Raw genomic sequence first — 21,977 nt, 5'->3', positions numbered from 1 at the left:
CCGGCCGGCCGGCTTTCGGCTCAACGCCCTTGCAGGGACTTCACGTTGTCGCCGAACGTCCAGTTCTTCGAGCCGTCCCAGTTGACCGACCAGGTCATCAGGCCCTTGAGGGCGTTCCCGTAGGCGCGCCAGGCCTGGGAGACCAGGGACGGGGCCATGTAGCCGCCTCCGGCACCGGACTGGGCGGGCAGGCCGGGGACCTGCTTGTCGTAGGGCACCTTGATCGTCGTCCCCTGCACCACAAGCCCCTTGTCGAGGCAGTCGGTCTGGGCGGTGAAGCCCTGGACGGTGCCCGCGGAGTAGGAGTCGCCGGAGCAGCCGTACATGCTGCCGTTGTAGTACTGCATGTTCAGCCACCACAAACGGCCGTTGTCCGCGTACTTCTTGATGACCGGGAGGTACGCGCCCCAGATGGAGCCGTAGACGACGCTGCCGCCGGTGACGTACGCCGTCTCCGGGGCCATCGTCAGGCCGAAGCCGGCCGGCATCCGGGCGAGGACGCCGTCGATGATGCGGATCAGGTTGGCCTGGGACGTGGAGAGCCGGGAGATGTTCCCGCTGCCGACCAGGCCCGTCTCGATGTCGATGTCGATGCCGTCGAAGTTGTACTTCTTCAGGATCGGGACGATCGTCGCGACGAACCTGTCCGCCACGGCGGTCGAGTTGAGGTCGATGCCGGCCGTCGCGCCGCCGATCGAGAGCAGGATCGTCCGGCCGGACGCCTTCGCCGCGCACATCTCCGCGGGCGTGGCCACCTTCACCCCGCTGTCCATGCCGTCCTCCCACAGCGCGGTGCCGTCGGAGCGGATGACGGGAAAGGCCGCGTTGATCACGTTGTAACCGTGCGCGGCGATCGCGGGGTCGGTGATCGGCGTCCAGCCGAACGGCGGGTGGACGCCGTTGGCGGAGCCGTCCCAGTTCTCCCAGTACCCCTGGAGCACCTTGCCCGCCGGCTTCGCCTTCACGGCGCAGGTGTCGGCGGCGGACGCGGGCCCGGCGGCGGGGAGTTGGGCGAGACAGGCGGTCGCGAGCGCGGCTGCGAGCAGGCTCAGGGCGCGACGGATCATGCGAGGCCTCCCGGTGGGGGTGCGGTGAGGTGTCGTAGCCATGACAGTGCTCGTGGTCCAGACCTCTCGTCAATAGGTCTGGACCAAATCGCGCCGAGGGGGGTGGGGTGGGGAGGCGGGGCGGGGAGGGGTGATGGGGAGAGGGTGGCGGGGAGAGGGTGGCGGGGAGAGGCGGGTTTGGAATGACAGGTTTGGAATGACAGCTGACAGATATTGAAATCTGTCAGCCGTTAGGGCAAGGTGGAGGACATGACGATGCGAACCCGACCCCTCGGAACCACCGGCCCTCAGGTCTCCGCCCTCGGCCTCGGCTGCATGGGCATGTCCGCGCTCTACGGCGACGCGGACCGGACCGAGTCGATCGCGACCATCCACGCCGCGCTGGAGGCGGGCGTCACCCTGCTCGACACCGGCGACTTCTACGCCATGGGCCACAACGAGATGCTGATCGGCGAGGCCCTGCGCGCCGCGCCCGCCGCCCGGCGCGAACAGGCGCTGCTGAGCGTCAAGTTCGGCGCGCTGCGCGGACCCGGCGGCGAGTGGACCGGCTACGACGGCCGGCCCGCCGCCGTGAAGAACTTCGCCGCGTACTCGCTCCAGCGGCTCGGCGTCGACCACATCGACGTCTACCGGATCGCCCGGCTCGACCCGGACGTGCCGATCGAGGAGACCGTCGGCGCGATCTCCGAACTGATCGAGCAGGGATACGTCCGGCATGTGGGCCTCAGCGAGGTCGGCGCGGAGACGATCCGCCGTGCCGCCGCGACCGCGCCGATCGCCGACCTCCAGATCGAGTACTCGCTGATCTCCCGCGGCGTCGAGGAGTCGATCCTGCCGGTCACCCGCGAGCTGGGCATCTCCATCACCGCGTACGGCGTCCTGTCCCGGGGGCTCATCTCCGGCAACTTCGCCCGTGACCGGCAGCTCGCCGCGAACGACTTCCGCCGCTACTCGCCCCGCTTCCAGGGCGACAACCTCCAGCGCAACCTGGACCTGGCGGACGCGCTCGCGAAGATCGCCGAGCAGAAGGGCGTGAGCGTGGCGCAGCTCGCCATCGCGTGGGTGCTCGGACGCGGCGACGACATCGTGCCGCTGATCGGCGCCCGCTCCCGGGAGCGGCTCGACGAGTCGCTGGGCGCCCTCGACGTCGACCTGGACGCGGCGGACCTCGCGGCGATCGAGGCGGCCGTACCGGCGGACGCGGCGGCGGGGGAGCGGTACGCGGCGGCGCAGATGGCGCACCTCGACAGCGAGCGCTGATCCCGGCTCCGGGTACGGTCTGTGCCATGGCCCCGACCAGCGAGATCCTGACCGCCGAGCGCATCCTCGAAGCCACCGAGGAGGTGCTGCGGCGGCACGGCCCCGCCAAGGCGACCGTCGTCGACGTGGCGCGGGCGCTCGGCGTCAGCCACGGCAGCGTCTACCGGCACTTCCGTACGAAGGCCGCGCTGCGGGAGGCGGTCACCAAGCGGTGGCTGGACCGTACCTCGGAGGCGCTCACCGGGATCGCCTCCGACGAGGGCCGTGACCCGGGGACCCGGCTGCGGGACTGGCTCGCCGCCCTCTTCACCGCCAAGCGGCGCAAGGCGGGCCACGATCCCGAGCTGTTCGCCACGTACCAGGTTCTCGCGACCGAGAACGGCGAGGCGGTGAACGCCCATCTCGTCGACCTGATCGACCAGTTGACCCGGATCGTCCAGGCCGGGAACGCCACCGGCGCCTTCGCCGTCCCCTCCCCGGCCACGGCCGCCCGAGCCGTCTTCCACGCCACCGGCCGCTTCCACGACCCCTTTTACGCCCCCGCCTGGGAAGAACCCGGCATCGAGGCGGAGTTCGACGCGGTGATCGCCCTCCTGCTCCAGGGCCTACGGGGCGGGACGGGTAGGGCCTAGGACGCGGGGCGCCGGCCCAGCCACTGTTCCGCGTCCCAGGCGGTGAAGCGTTCGACCTCGGTGAAGCCGAGCCTCGCCGCGAGGCGCATCGAGCGGGTGTTGGCGCTCTGGGTGGTGAGGAGCACCGGCTCGCCGGGGCAGACGGTGGCGAACCAGTCGAGGGCCGCCGCGCACGCCTCGGCGGCGTAGCCGAAGCCCCAGGCCCGGGGCAGGAACAGATAGCCCAGATCGGCCTTGCCCGCGGCGGCGGGACGGCTGTGCGCGGGCGACCGTCTGAGCAGAATGTGGCCGATCATCGCCCCGTCGAGCTCGACGACGAAGCTCCCGGGCCGCCGCTGGGGCACCTCGGGCGTCTCCCGCTCCAGCTCCTCCCGTGACCGGGGGCCGCCCAGGTAGGTGTGCACCGGCGCGGACGCGAGCAGCTCGACGAACGTGCCGCGGTCCCGCGCCTCGGCCGCGCGCAACGTGAGCCGCCCGGTCCTCAACGGTCCGGGCGGCCATGCCACGGGTCCCAGATCGTCCATCGGGGCACCCCCTAGCCTTCGGTCGGGTCCACCGTGGCCTGGTGCTCCTCCGCCAGGTGTTCCTCCGCCTTGAGCCAGGGCAGGAACTGGGCGCGTTGGTGCCAGCCGCAGGTGTCGCACTTGATCGTGCGTTGGGGGCCCTTGCGCAGCACGTGAACGACGTGTTCGCGGCCGTGCTGGTCCCAGCGGCTCACCTTGCTCGTACCTGTGTTGGTCTGCGGCATGCGGCCTCGCCTCCGGGTAGGCAGTGTGCCCCAGCAACAACATCAACAGCAGCATCTTCACCGTGAGTTCGCAGAATCGTGAACAGGGCCGCGAGGAACGGGCCCGTCGCGCTCAGCCGATCGCGCGGGGCAGCCGCAGGCTCAGCAGGCCCGTCAGGGCCACTCCCGCGAGCTGGGTCAGCAGGGCCGTGATCAGGGCGTTCCGCATGCCGACGGCGGGCGCCAGGGAGAGGAACAGCGTGCCGAGGGTGGCCACCCCGAGGGCGAGCGAGGACTGCTGGGTCGTCGCCATCACGCCGCTGCCGACGCCCGCCCGGGCCGGCGGCACCTCCGAGAGGACGATCCGCAGGATCACCGGGAGCTGGAGCGCCTGACCGGCGCCCGCGACCGTCGCGCCGGGAAGCAGCTCCAGCAGGCCGAGGTCCGGCCAGGCACGCCACGCCGCCAGGGCGATCAGCGTCAGGCCCAGGCCCTGGAGGACGGAGCCCGCCGTCACCACCCGGGTGCCGTACTTCGCGACCAGGCGGGGTCCCGCCAGCGACACGAAGAAGAACGCGACCGCCAGCGGCGCCAGCGCGAGCCCCGCGTCGACCGGACCGAGGCCCGCACCCCGCTGGAGGGCCACCGCGATGACGAACATGAAGCCGCTGAAGCCGATCGAGAAGGGGACGATCAGGAGCAGCCCCCGACGCAGGGAGTCCAGCCGCAGCAGGCTCGGCGGGACCAGCGGCGTACGGCCTCGCCGGTCCGCCCGGCGCTCCACCGCGCAGAACCCCGCCGCCGCGAACGGGAACACCGCGAGCGACAGCCACGTCCACAGCGGCCAGCCCGCCGACCGGCCCTCGGTCAGGGGCGCGAGCAGGGAGATCAGGGAGGCGGCCAGCAGGAGCGTGCCGGGGACGTCCACCGGCTCGGGCCGCTGCGACCGGGTCTCCGGCACGGTCCGCACGGCGAGCACGAGACCCACGACGACGACCGGGACGTTCACCAGGAACACCGACCGCCAGCCCGTGCCCCACAGGTCCGCCGCGACGAGCAGCCCGCCCAGGATCTGGCCCGCCACCATGGACAGCCCCGCCGTCGCCCCGTACAGGCCCATCGCCTTGGCGCGGCGCGGCCCGGACGTGGCCGCCTGGATCGTGGCGAGGACCTGCGGCAGCATCGCGGCGGACGCGGCGCCCTGGGCGATCCGCGCGGCGACCAGCGTCCACGCGGTGGGCGCGAGTCCGCAGGCCAGCGAGGTCACGCCGAACGCGGCCATGCCGGCGAGGAAGAGCCGGCGGCGGCCGAACAGGTCGCCGAGCCGTCCGCCGAGGACGAGGAGCACGGCGTACGCGAGTCCGTAGCCGGACACGACGAGTTCGAGGACGGACTCGCTCGCCGCGAGGTCCTCGCCGATGGTGGGCAGGGCGACGTTGACGATGAAGAAGTCGATGAGCGGGAGCGCCGCCGCGAGCAGCACCGTGAACAGGCCGGACGGGCCGAGTTCCGGTGCCGCGGCCGGCGGGCGGATCTTGTGGGCGAGGGTGGTTTCCGTGGTCACGGGAACCACCCTGCGTCGCCGTGGAGCCTGGTACCAGAGTCTCCTTATCCTGGTAGAACCCGTACCTGGCAACAGGCTGCGCCGGACGGCAGGCTGGAGGGATGACGACGATGACCACGCTCCCGGGCGCGACGGCGGTCCGCCGCCACGAGCTCGCCGCCTTCCTGCGCCACCGTCGCGAGCACATCACCCCGGAGCAGGTCGGCCTGGAGCGGGGCCGCAGGCGCCGTACGCCGGGGCTGCGCCGCGAGGAGGTCGCGTATCTCTCGGCGGTGGGCGTCACCTGGTACACGTGGCTGGAGCAGGCCCGTGACATCCAGGTCTCCGTGCAGGTCCTCGACGCCCTCGCCCGCGCCCTGCTGCTGGACCCCGGCGAGCGCGCCCACCTCTTCCAGCTCGCCGGTCACGTCGACCCGACGCCGGCCACGAGCTGCCCGTCGATCACCCCGGCCCTGCGGCAGCTCATCGAGCAGCTGGAGCCCGTGCCGGCCTGCGTGCAGAACAGCCGGTACGACATCCTGGCCTACAACCGCACCTACGGGCTGCTGCTGTGCGACATGGACGCGGTGCCGCCCGAGGACCGCAACTGCCTGGTCCTGTCCTACACGTACGAGCCCTGGCGCTCCTCGATCGTGCGTCTGGAGGAGGCCCAGCGGCTCATGGCCGCCCGGTTCCGCGCGGCGATGGCCGGACACCTGGGCGAGCCCGCCTGGAAGCTCCTCCTCAAGCGCCTGCGCGCCGAGTCCGCCGACTTCCGCGCCGCCTGGGACCGTCACGAGGTCGAGGAGCCGCACGGCAGGCGCAAGCAGTTCCGCAACGCCCACGTCGGCCTCGTCACCGTCGACCACACCGACCTGTGGCTCGGCCCCCAGCTGGGCCCCCGCGTGGTCACCTACGCCCCGGCCGACGACGAGTCCCGCACCCGCCTGGAACGCCTCCACCGCATAGCCCTCCAACGCCCACCCCGACCAACGGCAACGCCCGCCCGGGGCGCCTAGAGCAACCTGCCTCCGGACCACGCGCGGCGCCCGCCGCTGACACGGAGGGGGAGCGGGGGTGCTCGTCGGTGTTCCGGGGCTCGGTCACGCCCGGTCGCACGGCGCCTCGGGCGGCCCGCCGGAACGTCTGGCCGACGGCAACGCTCTCCCAGGGCGCCTGGAGCCGTCCGTACCCCTGGTTCCCGTGGGCGGGCGGGGTTTACGGCTCCGGCGGGTAGGGGGAGCGGGGCGCTCGCCGGTGTTCCGGGGTTCCGGTGCGACCGGTCGTACCGTCGCTTGGGCGGATCGCCGGAACGTCTCCGCCGGGTCGCCCCAAGGGTGTCCTAGGCGCTCACCCGTGTGCGTGTCTCCGTAGTGTCGGGTGTCGACAGGCGGTCCGCCGTGGCGCGGGCCCAGGGGCCGCTGCTGATGTAGCCGATGACCAGGACCGCGAAGCCGCAGCCGGTGAGGATCCACCAGCCGGGGCCGGCGGCGGGGACGAAGCTCTCCGCGTACGTCGAGGTGCCCACCCCGGCCGCCAGGACCGAGCCGATCACGGCGACGCCGAGGGTCTGGCCGAGCTGGCGGCTGGTCGAGGCGACGGCCGCCGCGACTCCGGCCTGGGTGCGGGGCATGCCGGAGACGGCCGTGTTGGTGATGGGGGCGTTCACGAAGCCGAAGCCGATGCCGAACAGGACGTATCCGAGGAACAGGGTGACGTCGGAGGTCTCCGCGTCGAACGCCGCGAACATCACGCCGCTCACCGTCATGGCGGCCCCGGCGACCAGCAGGGACAGCCGGGGGCCGCGGCTGCCGACGAGGCGGCCCGACACCGGTGCCGTCAGGAACATCGGCACCGCCATCGGCAGCATCCACAGCCCGGCGTGCAGCGCGTCCAGGCCGCGGACGTTCTGGAGGTACAGCGTCGACAGGAACAGGAACCCGCCGAGGGCCGCGAAGGCGCTGATCGCGATGACCGTGGCCCCGCTGAACGGCGCCGAGCGGAAGAAGCGCAGCTCGATCAGGGGCTCGGCGCGGCGCGGCTCGTAGCGCAGCAGCCCCGCCAGCGCGACGACGGCCACCGCCACGAACGGCAGGACGCGGGCGACCCCGGACTCCGGCGCCTCGATGATCGCGTACGTCAGCGAGCCGAACAGGGCGATGACCAGGACCTGTCCGACCGGGTCGGGCCGCCGCCCCTTGGGCGCACGGGACTCCGGGACGTACCGCAGCGTCAGCAGGAGCGCGGCGAGGCCCACCGGCAGGTTGACCCAGAAGATCGAGCGCCAGCCGACGGAGTCCACGAGCAGCCCCCCGACCAGTGGCCCGGCCGCCATGGAGAGGCCGACCACCGCGCCCCACACCCCGATCGCGCGGGCGCGCTCGCCCGGATCGGTGAAGGTGTTCGTGATGATCGACATCGCGACCGGGTTGAGCATCGAGCCGCCGACCGCCTGGACCATGCGGAAGACGATCAGGGTGTCGAGATCGGGGGCGACGGAGCACAGCGCCGAGCCGATCGTGAAGATCACCAGGCCCGCCATGAAGACGCGCTTGCGTCCGATCCGGTCCGCCGTCGACCCCGCGAGCATCAGCAGCGAGGCGAGGACGAGCGTGTAGGCGTCGATCGTCCACTGGAGCCCCGACGTCGTGGCGTCGAGTTCGTGCTGCATGGAGGGGAGGGCGACATTGAGGATCGTGTTGTCGAGGCTCACGATCAGCAGGCTCATGCAGCAGATCGCGAGGACGAGGAAACGCCGGCGACGGCTGAGCTCGGGCATGGAAGGCATCGTACGCCGATTTCGATAGTGCGTCTAACTAATGGTCGATACAAGATCATACGTCCGCGCGGTGCCCGGCGTACGCCACAATGGGGGAATGTCCACGACCGCACCGCCTCTCGCCGCACCCCTCCGGATCGGGCCCCACACCGTTCAGCCGCCCGTCGTCCTGGCCCCCATGGCCGGGATCACCAACGCGCCCTTCCGGACCCTGTGCAGGCACTTCGCCTCCGGCGAAGCCTTCGCCGGAGGCGAAGCAAAGGGTGCGGCCAGTGGTGGCAAGGGGTTGTTCGTCAGCGAGATGATCACCACCCGGGCGCTGGTCGAGCGCAACGAGAAGACCATGCAGCTGATCCACTTCGACGCGACCGAGAAGCCCCGCTCGATCCAGCTGTACGGCGTCGACCCCGCCACCGTCGGCAAGGCCGTCCGCATGATCGCGGAGGAGGGCCTCGCCGACCACATCGACCTGAACTTCGGCTGCCCGGTCCCCAAGGTCACCCGCAAGGGCGGCGGCTCGGCCCTCCCGTACAAGCGGAACCTGCTGCGCGCCATCCTGCGCGAGGCCGTCTCCGGCGCCGGGGACCTCCCCGTCACGATGAAGATGCGCAAGGGCATCGACGACGACCACATCACCTACCTCGACGCCGGACGCATCGCCGTCGAGGAGGGCGTGACCGCCATCGCCCTGCACGGCAGGACCGCGGCCCAGCACTACGGCGGCACCGCCGACTGGGACGCCATCGCCCGGCTGAAGGAACACGTCCCGGAGATCCCCGTCCTCGGCAACGGCGACATCTGGTCCGCCGAGGACGCGCTGCGCATGGTCCGCGAGACCGGCTGCGACGGTGTCGTCGTGGGGCGCGGCTGCCTGGGCCGGCCGTGGCTGTTCGCGGACCTGGTCGCGGCGTTCGAGGGCCGCACCGACGACATCGCGCGCCCCGCGCTGCGCGAGGTCGCCGACATCATGGTCCGCCACGCGCGCCTGCTGGGGGAGTGGAGCGGCGACGAGACCAAGGGTGTCGTCGACTTCCGCAAGCACGTCGCCTGGTACCTCAAGGGCTTCGCCGTCGGCAGCGAGATGCGCAAGCGGCTCGCGATCACCTCCTCCCTGGAGGAACTCCGCGCCGGCCTCGACGAGCTGGACCTCGACCAGCCCTGGCCGACCGGCGCGGACGGCCCCCGCGGACGCACCTCCGGCAACAACCGGGTCGTGCTGCCGGACGGCTGGCTCAAGGACCCCTACGACTGCGCGGGCGTGACCGAGGACGCGGAACTGGACACGTCGGGAGGCTGACGCGCCCTCGACACGGGCGGGGTGCTCCCGGACACTGGTCGCCGTGGCGATCGACAGCACGGTGTGGGTCGCGGCGTTCACCGGCGGCACGGCGGTCCTCGCGGGCTGGGTGACCACCCTCGGGAACGTCCGCGCGGCCCGGACGCAGGCGGAGTCGACGGCACAGGCCCAGCACCGCAGCCGTGTACGGGAGTTGCGGCGCGCCGCCTATCTGGACGTGATGGAGCACGCGCACCTCACCAGCCAGCTCCACTACCGGGTGGGCGACGCCTACGTCCAACTCGCCTCCCCGGACGCCCGGTCGGCGCGGTTCGAGGAACTGCGCGTCGAACTCCGCTCGGCCTACGACCCGTTCATGCGCAGCGTCCGGGTCGTCGTCCTGGAGGGCCCGGCCCCGGCCGCCCAGGCCGCCGAAGCCGTTCTGCGGGCCGCCGCGACGACCAACAGCGCCCTGTGGCGGATCGCGCTCGGCGAGGACGGCGCGCGGGGCGATCGAGGTGGCCTGACGGCCTGCCGCTCAGCCCTCCGACGGATGCGGAGTCGAGCCGTACGCCGTCAGGAAGCGGTCGCGGAACGCGCTCATCTTCCACACCGGCGCGTCCGCAGCCGGCCGCAGGCCGTCCGTCCAGTTCCAGTCGGCGACCTTGTCGAGGACCTTCGGGTCCTTGGCCACGATGGAGACCGGGACGTCCCGGCTCGCGTGGTCGCCGCTGACGCGGGCGATGGGCTGGTGGTCGCCGAGGAAGACGAGGACGGTGTCGTCGGTGCCGTAGCGCTCCAGCCACTCGGTGAGCGCGGTGACCGAGTACTGGATCGACTTGCCGTACTCCTCACGGGACTCGGTGGAGTCGGAGATGATGTCCGACGGCTTCCTGCCCGCCTTCTGGACCGCGTCGAACAGTGAACCGTCGCCCAGGTCGTCCCAGTCGACCATCTTCGGGATCGGCGCCCACGGCTGGTGGCTGGAGGTGAGGATGACCTCCGACATCAGGGGCTTGTCCCGCTTCTTGCCGTGCACTTGGCGCTGGAACGCCTCGAGGGCGTACTGGTCGGGCATCGTCGACCAGCTGAACTTCGGTCCCTGGTAGCCGAGCTGGAAGGCGTTGTAGACCTTGTCGAGCCCGTAGTACGCCTGCTCGGGCCAGCCCTTCTGGATGCCGGGCATCACCCCCACCGTGTCCCAGGCGCCCGACTTCTTGAACGCCTTGGTCAGGCTCAGATGGTCGCTCGCCATGACGGTGCGGTACCGCTGCTGGTTGTCGATCCACAGGCCGGACATCGTCGTCGAGTGCCCGAGCCAGCTGCTGCCGCCGTACGTCGCCGACGTCAGCCAGCCGCTCCTGGCGTGGTACCCGGCCGCGGCGAGCGCCGCCGTCCGCGCCTTGAGCGTGGCGTCGACGCCCGGCGCCATCACCGGGTCCTCGATCGCGCTGCGGCCGTAGCTCTCGATGAAGGTGAAGATCACGTCCTTGCCGCGCAGGTCGGGCAGCAGCTGGTCCGGGGGCGTCGCGCCGAACGTGTCGCTCCGGGTCTCCTTCGCGAACGCGGCCTCGTCCCGCAGGGTGTCCATCACCCGGCGCGCCTGGATCGTCACGGCGTTGGCCGTGCGGTCGGAGGCGACCGGCATCCCGAAGAGCTGGAGCCCGAGCGCCGAGCACGCGACCCACACGGTCGCGCTCACCAGGGTCGCCCGGGTCGCCGTCCGCCGGTGCGCCACCAGCAGCTCGCTGAGCCGGACCATCGCCAGCGCCATCAGCCCGAGCAGCAGGAGCACCAGCACGAACACGCCCACCGTCGCCGCCGTCGCGACCGTCGGGCCCATCGCGTCCGACACGTACGCCTGGGCGTCGTCCAGCAGCTCCCAGTCGAGCACCGGGTTGAAGCCCCGGCCGAGATAGTCGACGAAGCCCATGTCGAGCAGGTTCAGGACCGTCAGCGTCCCGAGCGCCACCCCGGACAGCACCGCCACCACCCGGCGCGGCATCCGCGGCAGGGCCAGCGCGACCGCCGCGCCGAGGATCGCCTCCGCCGGGATCCGGGTGAACCGGTTGGGCTGGAGCGCAGGCAGCGTGTTCGGCATCAGCAGCGCGCCGAGCACGAGCACCGCCGCCAGCACCGTCACCGTGCGGCCGACGATCCGGACGGCCTTCGGATGCGCCGCGCGCCACCTCGCCGACCGCCCGCGCACGGGCACCTCGGCCTCGGCGGGTGTGCTCTCAGCGATGATGTCGGTCACCCGAAGGCCCTTCCGTACGGGACTGACGCGGTGCGGCGGGTCCGACATGGGGTCTCGGACCCGCCGCAATCTCGTACGCGAGGGCCACCGGGGCTGTTCACGCCCCGGGGCAAACACCGAGCAAACGGTCGGTCAACGAAGGGGTCAGGCGCCGCCGACGGCGGTCAGGAGGGCGAGCGGCGCCGCCGCGGACCGGGCCTCGCGGACGCACGCGTGCGGGTACGGCACCGGCTCCGGGTGTGTGGACCGGCCGTAGCCGGCGATGACCTCGGGCAGCCGGTGCCCCGTCGCGGTCGCCGCGTCGACCAGCGAGTGCGCCACCGTCCGGGCCTCGTCGTGCAGCCCGTAGCGGGCCAGCCCCAGCGTGATGAGCGCGTTGTCGTGCGGCCACACCGAACCCCGGTGGTAGGACAGCGGGTGGTACGCCGCCTGTCCCGAAGCCAGCGTCCGTACGCCCCACCCGGAGAAGAAGTCGGGCTCCAGGAGGCGCCGGCCCACCTTCTCGCCGTACTCCTTGTCGAGCAGCCCCGACCACAGCAGATGCCCGGCGTCGGAGGCGAGCGCGTCCACCTGGCGGCCCTCCCCGTCCAGGGCGAGCGCCGGGAAGGAGCGGTCCCGCATCCAGAAGTCCTGCTGGAAGCGGTCCCGCAGGTCCCCGGCGGCCTGTTCGAGGAGCGCCGCGTACGTGTCGTCCGACCAGACGGTCCGGGCGAGCCACGCGGTGCGCCGCAGCGCGTCGTAGGCGTAGCCCTGGGCGCCCGCGGCCGTCACCGCGCCGGTGGCCCGGGTGCCGTCGGCGGAGCAGATCGCGCCGGGGGAGTCCTTCCAGTTCTGGTTGGCGAGGCCGCCCTGGTCGGAGCGGTACACCAGATAACCGCGCGAGGTGAGCCCGCCGTGGTCGAGCATCCAGCCGATCGCCGCGCGGGCGTGCTGCTCCAGGCGGCGGGCCATCGCCGTGTCCCCGGTGTGCTCGACGTACGCGCCGAGCAGGACGAGGAACAGCGGCGTCGCGTCCACCGAGCCGTAGTAGCGGCCGTACGGCACCTGCCCGAAGTGCGCGAGCTCGCCGTGCCGCACCTCGTGCACGATCTTGCCGGGCTGGGCCACCGCGTCCGTGCCGGTCTCGGTCGCCTGGGTCGCGGCGAGCGCGGGGAGCGTCGCGGCGGCGAGGCCGGGTCGGTAGGGGAGGGCGAACAGGGAGGTGAGCAGGGCGTCGCGGCCCAGCAGGGTCAGGAACCAGGGCGCGCCCGCCGCCGGGACCCGCAGCTCCTCGCCGTCCGGGCCGGTCGCCGGGACCTGGAGGGACGCGAGGTCCGCGAGGCCCCGCGCGCATGCCGCCGCCAGTTCGGGCCAGCCCGTCGGGAAGGCCACGCCCTCCACGAACTCGCCCTCCAGCGCTATGAGCTGGGCGTTCAGCGCGGCCGGCGACCGCGGTACCCGCCGCGCCCGTTTGTCGCCGTGCGGGCGGGCCATCACGCGCAGGGTGAGCTCCGCGGTGCCGTGCGGCTCCAGCTCCAGCGTCCAGACCAGGCGGCGCGCTCCGGTGCCGGTCTCCTCGACGCCGTCGGGGGCGGGGTCGGCCGTCACCGTCGTACAGGACTGCCATGCGCCGCGCCGGTAGGTGAACTCCACTCCGGAGTCGAGGACTTCGCGGGAGCGGGTGGCGCCGGTCTTGGCGTAGGTGCGGAAGTCGGAGCGCAGCTCGAACTGGTCGGTGAAGTCGGCGTCGGCGGTGAGCGCGAGACGCACGGTGGAGGGGACGGCGCGGTTGCTGGTGACGCGCAGGGACTCCACGAACGCGCCGTCCCCCACGGCCTGTTCACGGAAGAGCGTGCACGCCGGGGGTTCGGCCCGGCCGCCTCGCGGGACCAGGACGCAGCGCGCGGTGTCGCCGTCGGCCACCGGGGTGAGGGTCTCGGGCACCGCGCCGTCGACCGTGAGCTGCCAGCGGCTCAGATGGCGGGCGTCGCGTACGAACAGCCCGTCCGGTGTGCCGCCGCCGCGCACTCCGCTGATGTCGCCGCCGTCGCCCACGGCGGCGAACGTCCCCCCGTGCACGAGCAGATGATGCCGGTCCGTCATGCCCGGTCCCCTCCGTTGTCTGCCAGCAGGTCCAGTGCCAGTGCCGCCGTCCATCCGAAGCCGGCCGTCCCGCACGCCTCGCCGGTGTACGGGTCGACGTACTCCGCGAAACCGGACGAGTCGGCCAACTCCACCACGGCGTCCCGTAGTTCGTCCGCCCTGTGCTGCTCACCGTGGGTGCGCAGTCCGCGCTCGATCAGCCAGGCGGTGTTGAACCAGGCGGGCCCCCGCCAGTAGCGGTGCGGGTCGAAGGCCTCGCCGAGCAGGTCGTAGCTGGGGACCAGACGGCAGGGGCCGCCGAGTCCGAAGTGCCCGGACGTCGCCGTGCCGACGAGGGCGGTGACGACGTCCCGAGGGAGCGTGGGCAGCAGGAGCGGGATCAGCCCGGAGACCCCGCGCTCGCCGATGAGTTCCCCGCCCCGCACGTCCCGGCACAGGAACATGCCCGCCGCCGGGTCCCACAGCCGCTCCACGAGCGCGCCCGTCAGCCGCTCCGCCCGCGCCCGGCGGGCCGTGCCCCGCGCCCCGAGCTCCTCGGCGATCCGGGCCAGCGCCTGTTCGGAGGCGATCAGCAGGGCGTTGAAGGCAGGGTCCTCGACCGCGAACTCCCCTTCCCCGTCGGCGTATCCGCTGTCCCGGTACTCCGTCGCCAGGCGCACGTACCGCCCGTAGTCCAGGTCCGTCGGCCGGTCCTCCGGCGCCCCGTGGTCGAGGTCGGCCCGGCGGAAGGAGCGGGCCGGGGCCGGGGCGACGCGGGCGAGCGGGGCGTCCCAGGAGGGGCTGTTGTCCATGCCCTGTTCCCACGGATGGACCACCGAGGCCAGTCCGCCTCCGCCCAGGTCCCGGCGGTGCAGGAGATAGCGGTGCCAGGCCGCGAGCCGGGGGTAGACGCGGGTGAGAAAGCCGCGCGCCCGGGACAGCCCCGGGTCGGCGCGGTGCACCAGCCAGGCGGCCAGCGCGTGTACCGGTGGCTGCACGATGCCGGACGTCTGTACGGTGCGCGGGGCGCCCGCAGCGCGCCCCGCGGTCGAGGAGCGCCAGAAGTCGGGGCTCGGGAAGTACGCGTCGAGCGGCACGGAGGGGTTGAAGACGATGTGCGGGACGCGCCCGTCCTCCCACTGTGCGTCGAGCAGCGTCTCCAGCTCGGTCTGCGCCCGCAACGGCGACAGGTGCCGCAGCCCGATCGCGATGAACGCGGAGTCCCAGGACCACTGGTGCGGATACAGACTGCGGGAGGGCACGGTGGAGGTGCCGGTCCAGTTCGCCGTGAGCACCCGGGCGGCCCTGGCGTGCGCGGAGTCCGGCGGAGGCGCCGGTTCGTATACGACGGTGCGGGCGTCGAGCTGGGCGGTGCGTTCCACTCGGGACTCCCCGAAGACGTTCGGCCGGACCGGTTCGGTCTTGGCCACCGTAGAGTTACGTCTATTTAACACGCAAAACTCAATATGTAATGCAAGCTTGAGAAACACAAGGGGGTGCGCATGAGTGGTCGAGCTCAGGCGAGCGCCGGAGAACTGCTCGAACTGGTACGAACCGGTCGGGCCACGACCCGTGGTGCCCTGCAACAGGCCACCGGGCTCTCCCGGGCCACCGTCGGCCAGCGCCTGGACCGGCTCTTCCGCGCGGGCTGGCTGCGCGAGGGCGCCGGCGGCCCCGTCGACTCCCCGCTCGGCGGACGCCCCTCCATCACCCTGGAGTTCGACGACGCCCACGCGATCGTCCTCGCCGCCGACCTCGACACCCGGCACGCCCGCGCGGCCGTCCTCACCCTGACCGGAGAGATCCTCGCCGAGCACGGCGGCTCCCTCGTCGTCGACGACGGACCCGAGGCCGTCCTCGGCGAACTGGGCCGCTGGTTCGCCGAACTGCTGGAGAAGGCCGGCCGGCGGGCGGGCGAGGTCTGCGGCATCGGGCTCGCGGTGCCGGGTCCCGTCGACAGCGACACCGGCCGGGTCGTCCAGCCGCCGATGATGCCCGGCTGGGACGGCCACGACATAAGAGCCACCCTCGCCGGAGCCTTCACCGCGCACACCGGCGTCACCGGCGTCCCGGTCCTCGTCGACAACGACGCCAACCTCATGGCGTACGGCGAGCAGCGCACCTCCTACCCCGGCTGCTCGGCCTTCGTGCTCGTCAAGGTCTCCACCGGCATCGGCGCCGGGGTCGTCGTCCACGGCTCCGTCTACCGGGGCATCGATGGCGGCGCCGGCGACATCGGGCACATCCGGACCGGCGCCGAGGCCCTGTGCCGGTGCGGTTCGTACGGCTGCCTCGCCGCCGTCGCGAGCGGCGGCGCCGTGGCGCGGCGGCTCGCGGAGAACGGGGTGCGGGCCGCGTCCGGGTCGGACGTACGGGATCTGCTGACCGCCGGGCACCCGGAGGCGGCTGCCTTCGCCCGCGAGGCCGGGCGTCAGGTGGGGGACGTGCTGGCGACGGTGGTGACCCTGCTGAACCCCGGGGTGCTGATGATCGCCGGAGATCTGGCCGGAACCGCCTTCCTCACCGGAGTGCGCGAACTGCTCTACCAGCGGGCCCTGCCGCGCTCCACCGCTCATCTGGACGTGGTCACCTCCCGGCTGGGAGAGCGGGCCGGGCTGGTGGGGGCGGGTGCGCTGGTCGTGGAGCATCTGTACGCGCCCGAGCGGGCCGAGGCGCGGCTGCTGGCGCTGGGCGTGTGACGAGGGGATTCCCCTGCGGTTTCCGGGCCCGCTTCCGCGTCCGCATGGTGACATCCGGCGCTCTGTGGCAGCGTGATTCTCGCCACCTCTGATCGGGGTGACGCTCAGATGAGCGGATCTTGAGCGACTGCACTTCTCCAAGGGGTGGCACTGGGTGCCACCCCTTGATCGTTCATCGATCGAAAACAGACGTGATGAATGGCGCTCAGATGAGCGATTTCGGCATGTCGTGAGGGTGTCCGCGTTCAAGAGGTGAACACATGATCGGCCGATTGCTTGCCAAGCTTTGACTTTCGATCCGCTGGCGGACGGGTGGTTACAGGCTTATGACGCGGGAGTGGACCTCCCCAGACGCCTTTGATCTGGGTATGTTCCTCGCCGTCAGGGCAGCCACCTCGTCCTTGAGGGAGTCGAGAACCGTGTCGGAAAACAAAGAACCCCACGTGGTGAAGTTCGTCTACGACTTCACCGAGGGAAACAAGGACCTCAAGGACCTCCTCGGCGGCAAGGGCGCGAACCTCGCCGAGATGACCAATCTGGGACTCCCCGTTCCCCCGGGATTCACCATCACGACCGAGGCCTGCAAGGTCTACCTGGACAGCGGCGCCGAACCCGTGGCACTGCGTGACGAGGTCAGCGCGCACCTCGACGCGCTGGAACAGCGGATGGGCAAGCGGCTCGGCCAGGCCGACGACCCGCTGCTCGTCTCGGTCCGCTCCGGCGCCAAGTTCTCCATGCCCGGCATGATGGACACGGTTCTCAACATCGGCCTCTCCGACAAGTCCGTGAAGGGCCTCGCCACGCAGGCGGGCGACGAGCGGTTCGCCTGGGACTCCTACCGCCGCCTCATCCAGATGTTCGGCAAGACGGTCCTCGGTGTCGACGGCGAGCTCTTCGAGGAGGCGCTGGAGGCCGCGAAGGAGGCCAAGAAGGTCACCGTCGACACGGACCTGGAGGCGGCCGACCTCAAGAAGCTCGTCACCCGGTTCAAGCGGATCGTGAAGGCCGAGGCCGGCCGGGACTTCCCGCAGGACCCGCGCGAGCAGATGGACCTCGCCATCAAGGCGGTCTTCGACTCCTGGAACACCGACCGCGCCAAGCTCTACCGCCGCCAGGAGCGCATCCCCGGCGACCTCGGCACGGCCGTCAACGTCTGCTCCATGGTCTTCGGCAACCTGGGCCCCGACTCGGGCACGGGTGTCGCCTTCACCCGCGACCCCGCCTCCGGCCACCAGGGCGTCTACGGCGACTACCTCCAGAACGCCCAGGGCGAGGACGTCGTCGCCGGCATCCGCAACACCGTGCCGCTCGCGGAGCTGGAGTCGATCGACAAGAAGTCGTACGACCAGCTCATGCAGATCATGGAGACGCTGGAGAACCACTACAAGGACCTCTGCGACATCGAGTTCACCATCGAGCGCGGCCAGCTGTGGATGCTCCAGACCCGGGTCGGCAAGCGCACCGCGGGCGCGGCCTTCCGGATCGCCACCCAGCTCGTCGACCAGGGCCTCATCGACGAGGCCGAGGCCCTCCAGCGCGTCACCGGCGCCCAGCTCGCCCAGCTGATGTTCCCCAAGTTCGACGAGGACGCCAAGGTCCAGCAGGTCGGCCGGGGCATCGCCGCCTCGCCCGGCGCCGCTGTCGGCAAGGCCGTCTTCGACTCCTACACCGCCGTGAAGTGGTCGCGTTCGGGCGAGAAGGTCATCCTCGTCCGCCGCGAGACCAACCCCGACGACCTCGACGGCATGATCGCGGCCGAGGGCATCCTCACCTCGCGCGGCGGCAAGACCTCGCACGCGGCCGTCGTCGCCCGCGGCATGGGCAAGACCTGTGTCTGCGGCGCGGAGGAGCTGGAGGTCGACACCAAGCGCCGCCGGATGACCGTCCCCGGCGGACAGGTCGTGGAGGAGGGCGACGTCATCTCCATCGACGGGTCGAGCGGCAAGGTGTACCTGGGAGAGGTCCCGGTCGTGCCGTCCCCCGTCGTCGAGTACTTCGAGGGCCGGATGCACGCCGGTGCCCAGGACGCCGACGAACTCGTCGAGGCCGTCCACCGGATCATGGCCTTCGCCGACCGCAAGCGCCGGCTGCGCGTGCGTGCCAACGCCGACAACGCCGAGGACGCGCTGCGCGCCCGTCGCTTCGGCGCCCAGGGCATCGGCCTGTGCCGCACCGAGCACATGTTCCTCGGCGACCGGCGCGAGCTGGTCGAGCGGCTGATCCTGGCCGACACCGAGGCCGAGCGCGAGGAGTCGCTGACCCAGCTGCTCCCGCTCCAGAAGAAGGACTTCGTCGAGCTGTTCTCCGCGATGGACGGCCTCCCGGTGACGATCCGTCTCCTGGACCCGCCGCTGCACGAGTTCCTGCCCGACATCACCGAGCTGTCGGTGCGCGTCGCGCTCGCCGAGTCCCGTCAGGAGCCGCACGAGAACGAGCTGCGCCTGCTCCAGGCGGTGCACCGGCTGCACGAGCAGAACCCGATGCTGGGCCTGCGCGGCGTACGCCTCGGCCTCGTCATCCCCGGCCTGTTCACCATGCAGGTACGGGCCATCGCCGAGGCCGCCGCCGAGCGCAAGAACGCCAAGGCCGACCCGCGCGCCGAGATCATGATCCCGCTCGTCGGCACCGTCCAGGAGCTGGAGATCGTCCGCGAGGAGGCCGACGCCGTCATCGCCGAGGTCGAGGCGGCCACCGGTACCAGGCTCAAGCTCGCGATCGGCACGATGATCGAGCTGCCGCGCGCCGCCCTCACCGCGGGCCAGATCGCGGAGGCCGCCGAGTTCTTCTCCTTCGGCACCAACGACCTCACCCAGACGGTGTGGGGCTTCAGCCGCGACGACGTCGAGGCGAGCTTCTTCACGGCCTACCTGGAGAAGGGCATCTTCGGGGTGTCGCCGTTCGAGACCATCGACAAGGACGGCGTCGGCTCCCTGGTGAAGCTGGCCGCCGAGGCCGGCCGCGCCACCCGCCCCGACCTCAAGCTCGGCGTCTGCGGCGAGCACGGCGGCGACCCCGAGTCCGTCCACTTCTTCCACGAGGTCGGCCTGGACTACGTCTCCTGCTCCCCGTTCCGCATCCCGGTCGCCCGCCTCGAAGCGGGCCGCGCGGCCTCGGAGTCGGCGGGCAGCGACCACCGCTGACCCACCACCACCCAGGACGCCGGAGTCGCCGTCCGTCCCCGACCCTCAAGACCGATGGGCGGCGACTCCGGATCACCAGGAAGGGGCGGCACCCGTGCGGGGGTGCCGCCCCTTCGGCATGCCCGCCGCCGGGCGGACCTGCGGAAATAAGTGAATTCCAAGGTTTCCACAGGAATTCACAGGAAATGGGATTCTGAGTTTTCTCTTCTAGGTGTTCCGGGGCGTGTTAAGTTCTTTCTCATCGGGCAGCGGAATCGCCCGGTGACCGGAAACTCAAGGAAACTCAGAAGGAGTCCGTCATGAGCTTCAGGATTATCGCGCCGATCGCCGGCCGGGGCGCCGCGAACAACAACCTCGACCCGAACGCGGGCCCCAACGCGAACCCCGGTCAGGTTCCGCCCCCCGCCCAGCAGCAGCGTCGCCGCCGTCCGCGCCCCGGTGAGCGCGCGCCGCTCCAGCCGGGCGCCTGACGGCGGACGCGGGGGAAATCATGTACGCGTCCGATCAGGAATCGCGGGTTGATTTCCCCCGCGATATGCATCACGCATCCCATGCGTTTGAATTTCCGCCGGAATTCGAATTATCCGAGTACGGTCAGCCGGTAATCCGGGACCGGGGTGCGGGGCGAGGGCCGCGCACCGTTTCCGCCCGCGCCGCGTTCCGGCGGTTCTGGCCGATGACCAAGGGCCTGCGGGGCCGGCTGGCCGCCGTATGGCTGTGCACCGTGCTCGGGGCGCTCGCCGAGACCGCCGCCATCCTGCTGTTCGGCGATCTGACGGACGACGCGCTCGCCCGGGGCTCACTGGACGCGTTCTGGACCCCGGCCGCGCAGTGGCTGGGCATCGCCCTCGTGGGCGCGGCCATCGGCTACGCGGGCGGCTCGCTCGCGGTGTGGATCTCCGAGCGGTTCGTGATGCGGCTGCGCGAGCACGTCTTCGACCACGTGCAGAAGCTGCCGCCGCACTTCTTCCAGCGCCACCGCCAGGGCGACCTGCTGTCCCGCCTCACCGGCGATGTGGAGGCGATCGAGCAGATGGCCGTCTCCGGGCTGATCGGCACCGCCTCCGCCCTGTTCAGCACCGTCTTCTACGCCGCCGCCGCGTTCTGGCTGCGCTGGGACCTCGCCGCCGCCGCCTTCGTCCTCGCACCGCTGTTCTGGCTGGCCGCCCGGCGCTTCTCCGCCGGTGTCAAGGCCGTCGCCCGTGAGGGCCGGGTCGCCGACGGCGCGGTCACCTCCGTCGTCGAGGAGTCCCTCGGCAACCTCGTCCTCACCCAGGCGTACGGCCGGCGCGACGCCGAGCGGCGCAGGCTGAACGAGGAGGCGACGGCCTGGTTCCGGGCCGCGGTCCGCTCGGCCCGGCTCAACCAGGCGTACGGCCAGCTCGTCCAGGTCATCGAGACGGTCTGCGTGCTCGCCGTGATCGGCATCGGCGTCTGGGAGATCTCCGAGGGGCGGATGAGCCTCGGGCAGCTCCTCGCCTTCGCCGCCCTGCTCAGCTACCTGTATCCGCCGATCCGCGGCCTCGCCCAGCTCGGACTCCTCGTCACGGCGGCCACCGCGGGCGCCGAGCGGCTCATCGAGATACTCGACACCCGGCCCGCCGTCACCGACCCGGCCCGCCGGACCGACACCGGCCGCCCGGACGGCACCGTCGAGATGCGGGACGTGTCCTTCGGCTACCCCGGCGGCGACGGCCCGGCCCTGGAGCACGTCAGCTTCACCGCGCACCCCGGCGAACTCGTGATCGTCACCGGGCCGAGCGGCGCGGGCAAGTCCACCGCGACCAAGCTGCTGCTGCGCTTCTACGACCCCGACGCCGGGGAGATCCTGCTCGACGGCGTCCCCCTGCACGCCTTCCCCCTCGACCGGCTGCGCGAGTACGTGACCCTGCTGCCGCAGGAGACCCTCGTCCTGCACGACACGGTCCGCGCCAACATCGCCTGCGGACGGCCCGGCGCCAGCGACCGCGCCATCGAGGAGGCGGCCCGGGCGGCCGACGCGCACACGTTCGTGACGGGCCTGCCCGACGGGTACGACACGAGGATCGACCCACACTCCGCACGTCTGTCGGGCGGCCAGCTCCAGCGCCTCGCCATCGCCCGCGCCCTCCTGCGGGACGCGCCGGTGCTCGTGCTGGACGAACCGACCACCGGCCTCGACGCGATGGCCACCCGGCGCATCGTCGACCCGCTGCGGCGCCTGATGGCCGGCCGGACGACCATCATGATCACCCACGATCTCGGTCTCGCGCCCCACGCCGACCGCATCCTCGTCGTCGACGCCGGACGGATCGTCGAGACCGGCCGGCACGACGAACTGCTCGCCCGGGGCGGGGTGTACGCGCGGCTGCACGGTGCGCAGAGCGGGCCGTCGGCGCGGGAGCGCGAAGCCGCCTGACCCCCGGCGCGACCGCCCCGCCGCGCACGGACCATCGGCGCGGGCGATGGCATGGCTGCCATCCCCAACGGCCATGGCTCCGGACCCGATTCACAGGAGCCACTCCCTTCAGCGGCCCCGCGCGGGCTGCTTCACTCC

General features: G+C 71.9%; 16 protein-coding genes. 8 read left to right on the top strand and 8 right to left on the bottom strand.

The genetic code is table 11. From position 1 onward, the window contains the following. Positions 1-20 precede the first annotated feature (20 nt). Positions 21-1,067: a chitinase gene (locus ACIPSE_RS00800; protein ID WP_401655914.1), complete on the bottom strand. Its 1,047-nt coding sequence runs from the start codon at positions 1,065-1,067 to the stop codon at positions 21-23. A gap of 249 nt (positions 1,068-1,316) precedes the next feature. Between ACIPSE_RS00800 and ACIPSE_RS00795 the strand changes: the two genes are divergently transcribed. Together ACIPSE_RS00795 and ACIPSE_RS00790 are read left to right on the top strand one after the other, a co-directional pair. After that, a complete protein-coding gene (locus ACIPSE_RS00795; RefSeq protein ID WP_401655911.1) occupies positions 1,317-2,327 on the top strand; it encodes an aldo/keto reductase in 1,011 nt (336 codons plus the stop codon). A 26-nt stretch (positions 2,328-2,353) separates the two neighbouring features. Further along, positions 2,354-2,959, top strand: a complete 606-nt coding sequence (locus ACIPSE_RS00790; protein WP_401655909.1) for a TetR family transcriptional regulator — start codon at positions 2,354-2,356, stop codon at positions 2,957-2,959. On the opposite strand, the gene ACIPSE_RS00785 is transcribed toward ACIPSE_RS00790, so the two are convergent. The 3 genes from ACIPSE_RS00785 to ACIPSE_RS00775 form a co-directional block, all read right to left on the bottom strand. After that, entirely contained in the window at positions 2,956-3,483 is a 528-nt protein-coding gene (locus ACIPSE_RS00785; protein WP_401655907.1) for a GNAT family N-acetyltransferase, read from the bottom strand. The genes ACIPSE_RS00790 and ACIPSE_RS00785 overlap by 4 nt on opposite strands. 11 nt (positions 3,484-3,494) lie before the next feature. Further along, a complete protein-coding gene (locus ACIPSE_RS00780; RefSeq protein WP_401655905.1) occupies positions 3,495-3,707 on the bottom strand; it encodes a hypothetical protein in 213 nt (70 codons plus the stop codon). 112 nt (positions 3,708-3,819) lie between these two features. Continuing rightward, entirely contained in the window at positions 3,820-5,250 is a 1,431-nt protein-coding gene (locus ACIPSE_RS00775; protein WP_401655903.1) for an MFS transporter, read from the bottom strand. A gap of 110 nt (positions 5,251-5,360) precedes the next feature. On the opposite strand from ACIPSE_RS00775, the gene ACIPSE_RS00770 reads away from it, so the two are divergent. Further along, positions 5,361-6,248 (top strand): helix-turn-helix domain-containing protein, encoded by an 888-nt coding sequence (locus ACIPSE_RS00770; RefSeq protein ID WP_401655901.1) that lies wholly within the window; start codon positions 5,361-5,363, stop codon positions 6,246-6,248. A 323-nt stretch (positions 6,249-6,571) separates the two neighbouring features. Here ACIPSE_RS00770 and ACIPSE_RS00765 read toward each other — a convergent pair whose 3' ends face one another. Beyond that, positions 6,572-8,008 carry an MFS transporter gene (locus ACIPSE_RS00765; RefSeq protein WP_401655899.1) on the bottom strand — a complete coding sequence of 479 codons (1,437 nt, stop codon included), beginning with the start codon at positions 8,006-8,008 and terminating at the stop codon, positions 6,572-6,574. 97 nt (positions 8,009-8,105) lie between these two features. Here ACIPSE_RS00765 and dusB point away from each other — a divergent pair, with 97 nt between their 5' ends. After that, positions 8,106-9,305: a tRNA dihydrouridine synthase DusB gene (gene dusB, locus ACIPSE_RS00760; protein ID WP_401655897.1), complete on the top strand. Its 1,200-nt coding sequence runs from the start codon at positions 8,106-8,108 to the stop codon at positions 9,303-9,305. 517 nt (positions 9,306-9,822) lie between these two features. Here dusB and ACIPSE_RS00755 read toward each other — a convergent pair. From ACIPSE_RS00755 to ACIPSE_RS00745, 3 genes are all read right to left on the bottom strand, one after another. Then, positions 9,823-11,589: a CDP-alcohol phosphatidyltransferase gene (locus tag ACIPSE_RS00755; RefSeq protein ID WP_401655895.1), complete on the bottom strand. Its 1,767-nt coding sequence runs from the start codon at positions 11,587-11,589 to the stop codon at positions 9,823-9,825. Between the two features lie 96 nt (positions 11,590-11,685). Then, positions 11,686-13,623: a glycogen debranching N-terminal domain-containing protein gene (locus tag ACIPSE_RS00750; protein ID WP_401655893.1), complete on the bottom strand. Its 1,938-nt coding sequence runs from the start codon at positions 13,621-13,623 to the stop codon at positions 11,686-11,688. Beyond that, positions 13,620-14,984, bottom strand: a complete 1,365-nt coding sequence (locus ACIPSE_RS00745; RefSeq protein ID WP_401655891.1) for an MGH1-like glycoside hydrolase domain-containing protein — start codon at positions 14,982-14,984, stop codon at positions 13,620-13,622. The genes ACIPSE_RS00750 and ACIPSE_RS00745 overlap by 4 nt, the downstream gene beginning before the upstream one ends. A 120-nt stretch (positions 14,985-15,104) precedes the next feature. Here ACIPSE_RS00745 and ACIPSE_RS00740 point away from each other — a divergent pair, with 120 nt between their 5' ends. The 4 genes from ACIPSE_RS00740 (at position 15,105) to ACIPSE_RS00725 (ending at position 21,839) form a co-directional block, all read left to right on the top strand. Continuing rightward, complete coding sequence (locus tag ACIPSE_RS00740) at positions 15,105-16,301, top strand: ROK family protein (protein ID WP_401655889.1); 1,197 nt, start codon at positions 15,105-15,107, stop codon at positions 16,299-16,301. A 419-nt stretch (positions 16,302-16,720) separates the two neighbouring features. After that, positions 16,721-19,441 (top strand): pyruvate, phosphate dikinase, encoded by a 2,721-nt coding sequence (gene ppdK / locus ACIPSE_RS00735; protein WP_401655887.1) that lies wholly within the window; start codon positions 16,721-16,723, stop codon positions 19,439-19,441. A 299-nt stretch (positions 19,442-19,740) separates the two neighbouring features. Then, positions 19,741-19,911 (top strand): hypothetical protein, encoded by a 171-nt coding sequence (locus ACIPSE_RS00730; RefSeq protein ID WP_401655885.1) that lies wholly within the window; start codon positions 19,741-19,743, stop codon positions 19,909-19,911. 206 nt (positions 19,912-20,117) lie between these two features. Next, positions 20,118-21,839: an ABC transporter ATP-binding protein gene (locus tag ACIPSE_RS00725; RefSeq protein WP_401655882.1), complete on the top strand. Its 1,722-nt coding sequence runs from the start codon at positions 20,118-20,120 to the stop codon at positions 21,837-21,839. The last annotated feature ends 138 nt before the right edge of the window (positions 21,840-21,977 follow it).

Origin of the sequence: Streptomyces sp. NPDC090106 (genome assembly GCF_044747265.1) — a bacterium.
Taxonomy (GTDB): domain Bacteria; phylum Actinomycetota; class Actinomycetes; order Streptomycetales; family Streptomycetaceae; genus Streptomyces.
This window is presented reverse-complemented; position numbering and strand designations above follow the sequence as displayed.

Bases quoted from the DNA above. Each gene is read 5' to 3' on its own strand.
- ACIPSE_RS00800 (WP_401655914.1), bottom strand. From the start codon at position 1,067: ATGATCCGTCGCGCCCTGAGCCTGCTCGCAGCCGCGCTCGCGACCGCC.
- ACIPSE_RS00795 (WP_401655911.1), top strand. From the start codon at position 1,317: ATGACGATGCGAACCCGACCCCTCGGAACCACCGGCCCTCAGGTCTCC.
- ACIPSE_RS00790 (WP_401655909.1), top strand. From the start codon at position 2,354: ATGGCCCCGACCAGCGAGATCCTGACCGCCGAGCGCATCCTCGAAGCC.
- ACIPSE_RS00785 (WP_401655907.1), bottom strand. From the start codon at position 3,483: ATGGACGATCTGGGACCCGTGGCATGGCCGCCCGGACCGTTGAGGACC.
- ACIPSE_RS00780 (WP_401655905.1), bottom strand. From the start codon at position 3,707: ATGCCGCAGACCAACACAGGTACGAGCAAGGTGAGCCGCTGGGACCAG.
- ACIPSE_RS00770 (WP_401655901.1), top strand. From the start codon at position 5,361: ATGACCACGCTCCCGGGCGCGACGGCGGTCCGCCGCCACGAGCTCGCC.
- ACIPSE_RS00765 (WP_401655899.1), bottom strand. From the start codon at position 8,008: ATGCCCGAGCTCAGCCGTCGCCGGCGTTTCCTCGTCCTCGCGATCTGC.
- dusB (WP_401655897.1), top strand. From the start codon at position 8,106: ATGTCCACGACCGCACCGCCTCTCGCCGCACCCCTCCGGATCGGGCCC.
- ACIPSE_RS00755 (WP_401655895.1), bottom strand. From the start codon at position 11,589: ATGTCGGACCCGCCGCACCGCGTCAGTCCCGTACGGAAGGGCCTTCGG.
- ACIPSE_RS00750 (WP_401655893.1), bottom strand. From the start codon at position 13,623: ATGACGGACCGGCATCATCTGCTCGTGCACGGGGGGACGTTCGCCGCC.
- ACIPSE_RS00740 (WP_401655889.1), top strand. From the start codon at position 15,105: ATGAGTGGTCGAGCTCAGGCGAGCGCCGGAGAACTGCTCGAACTGGTA.
- ACIPSE_RS00730 (WP_401655885.1), top strand. From the start codon at position 19,741: ATGAGCTTCAGGATTATCGCGCCGATCGCCGGCCGGGGCGCCGCGAAC.
- ACIPSE_RS00725 (WP_401655882.1), top strand. From the start codon at position 20,118: ATGACCAAGGGCCTGCGGGGCCGGCTGGCCGCCGTATGGCTGTGCACC.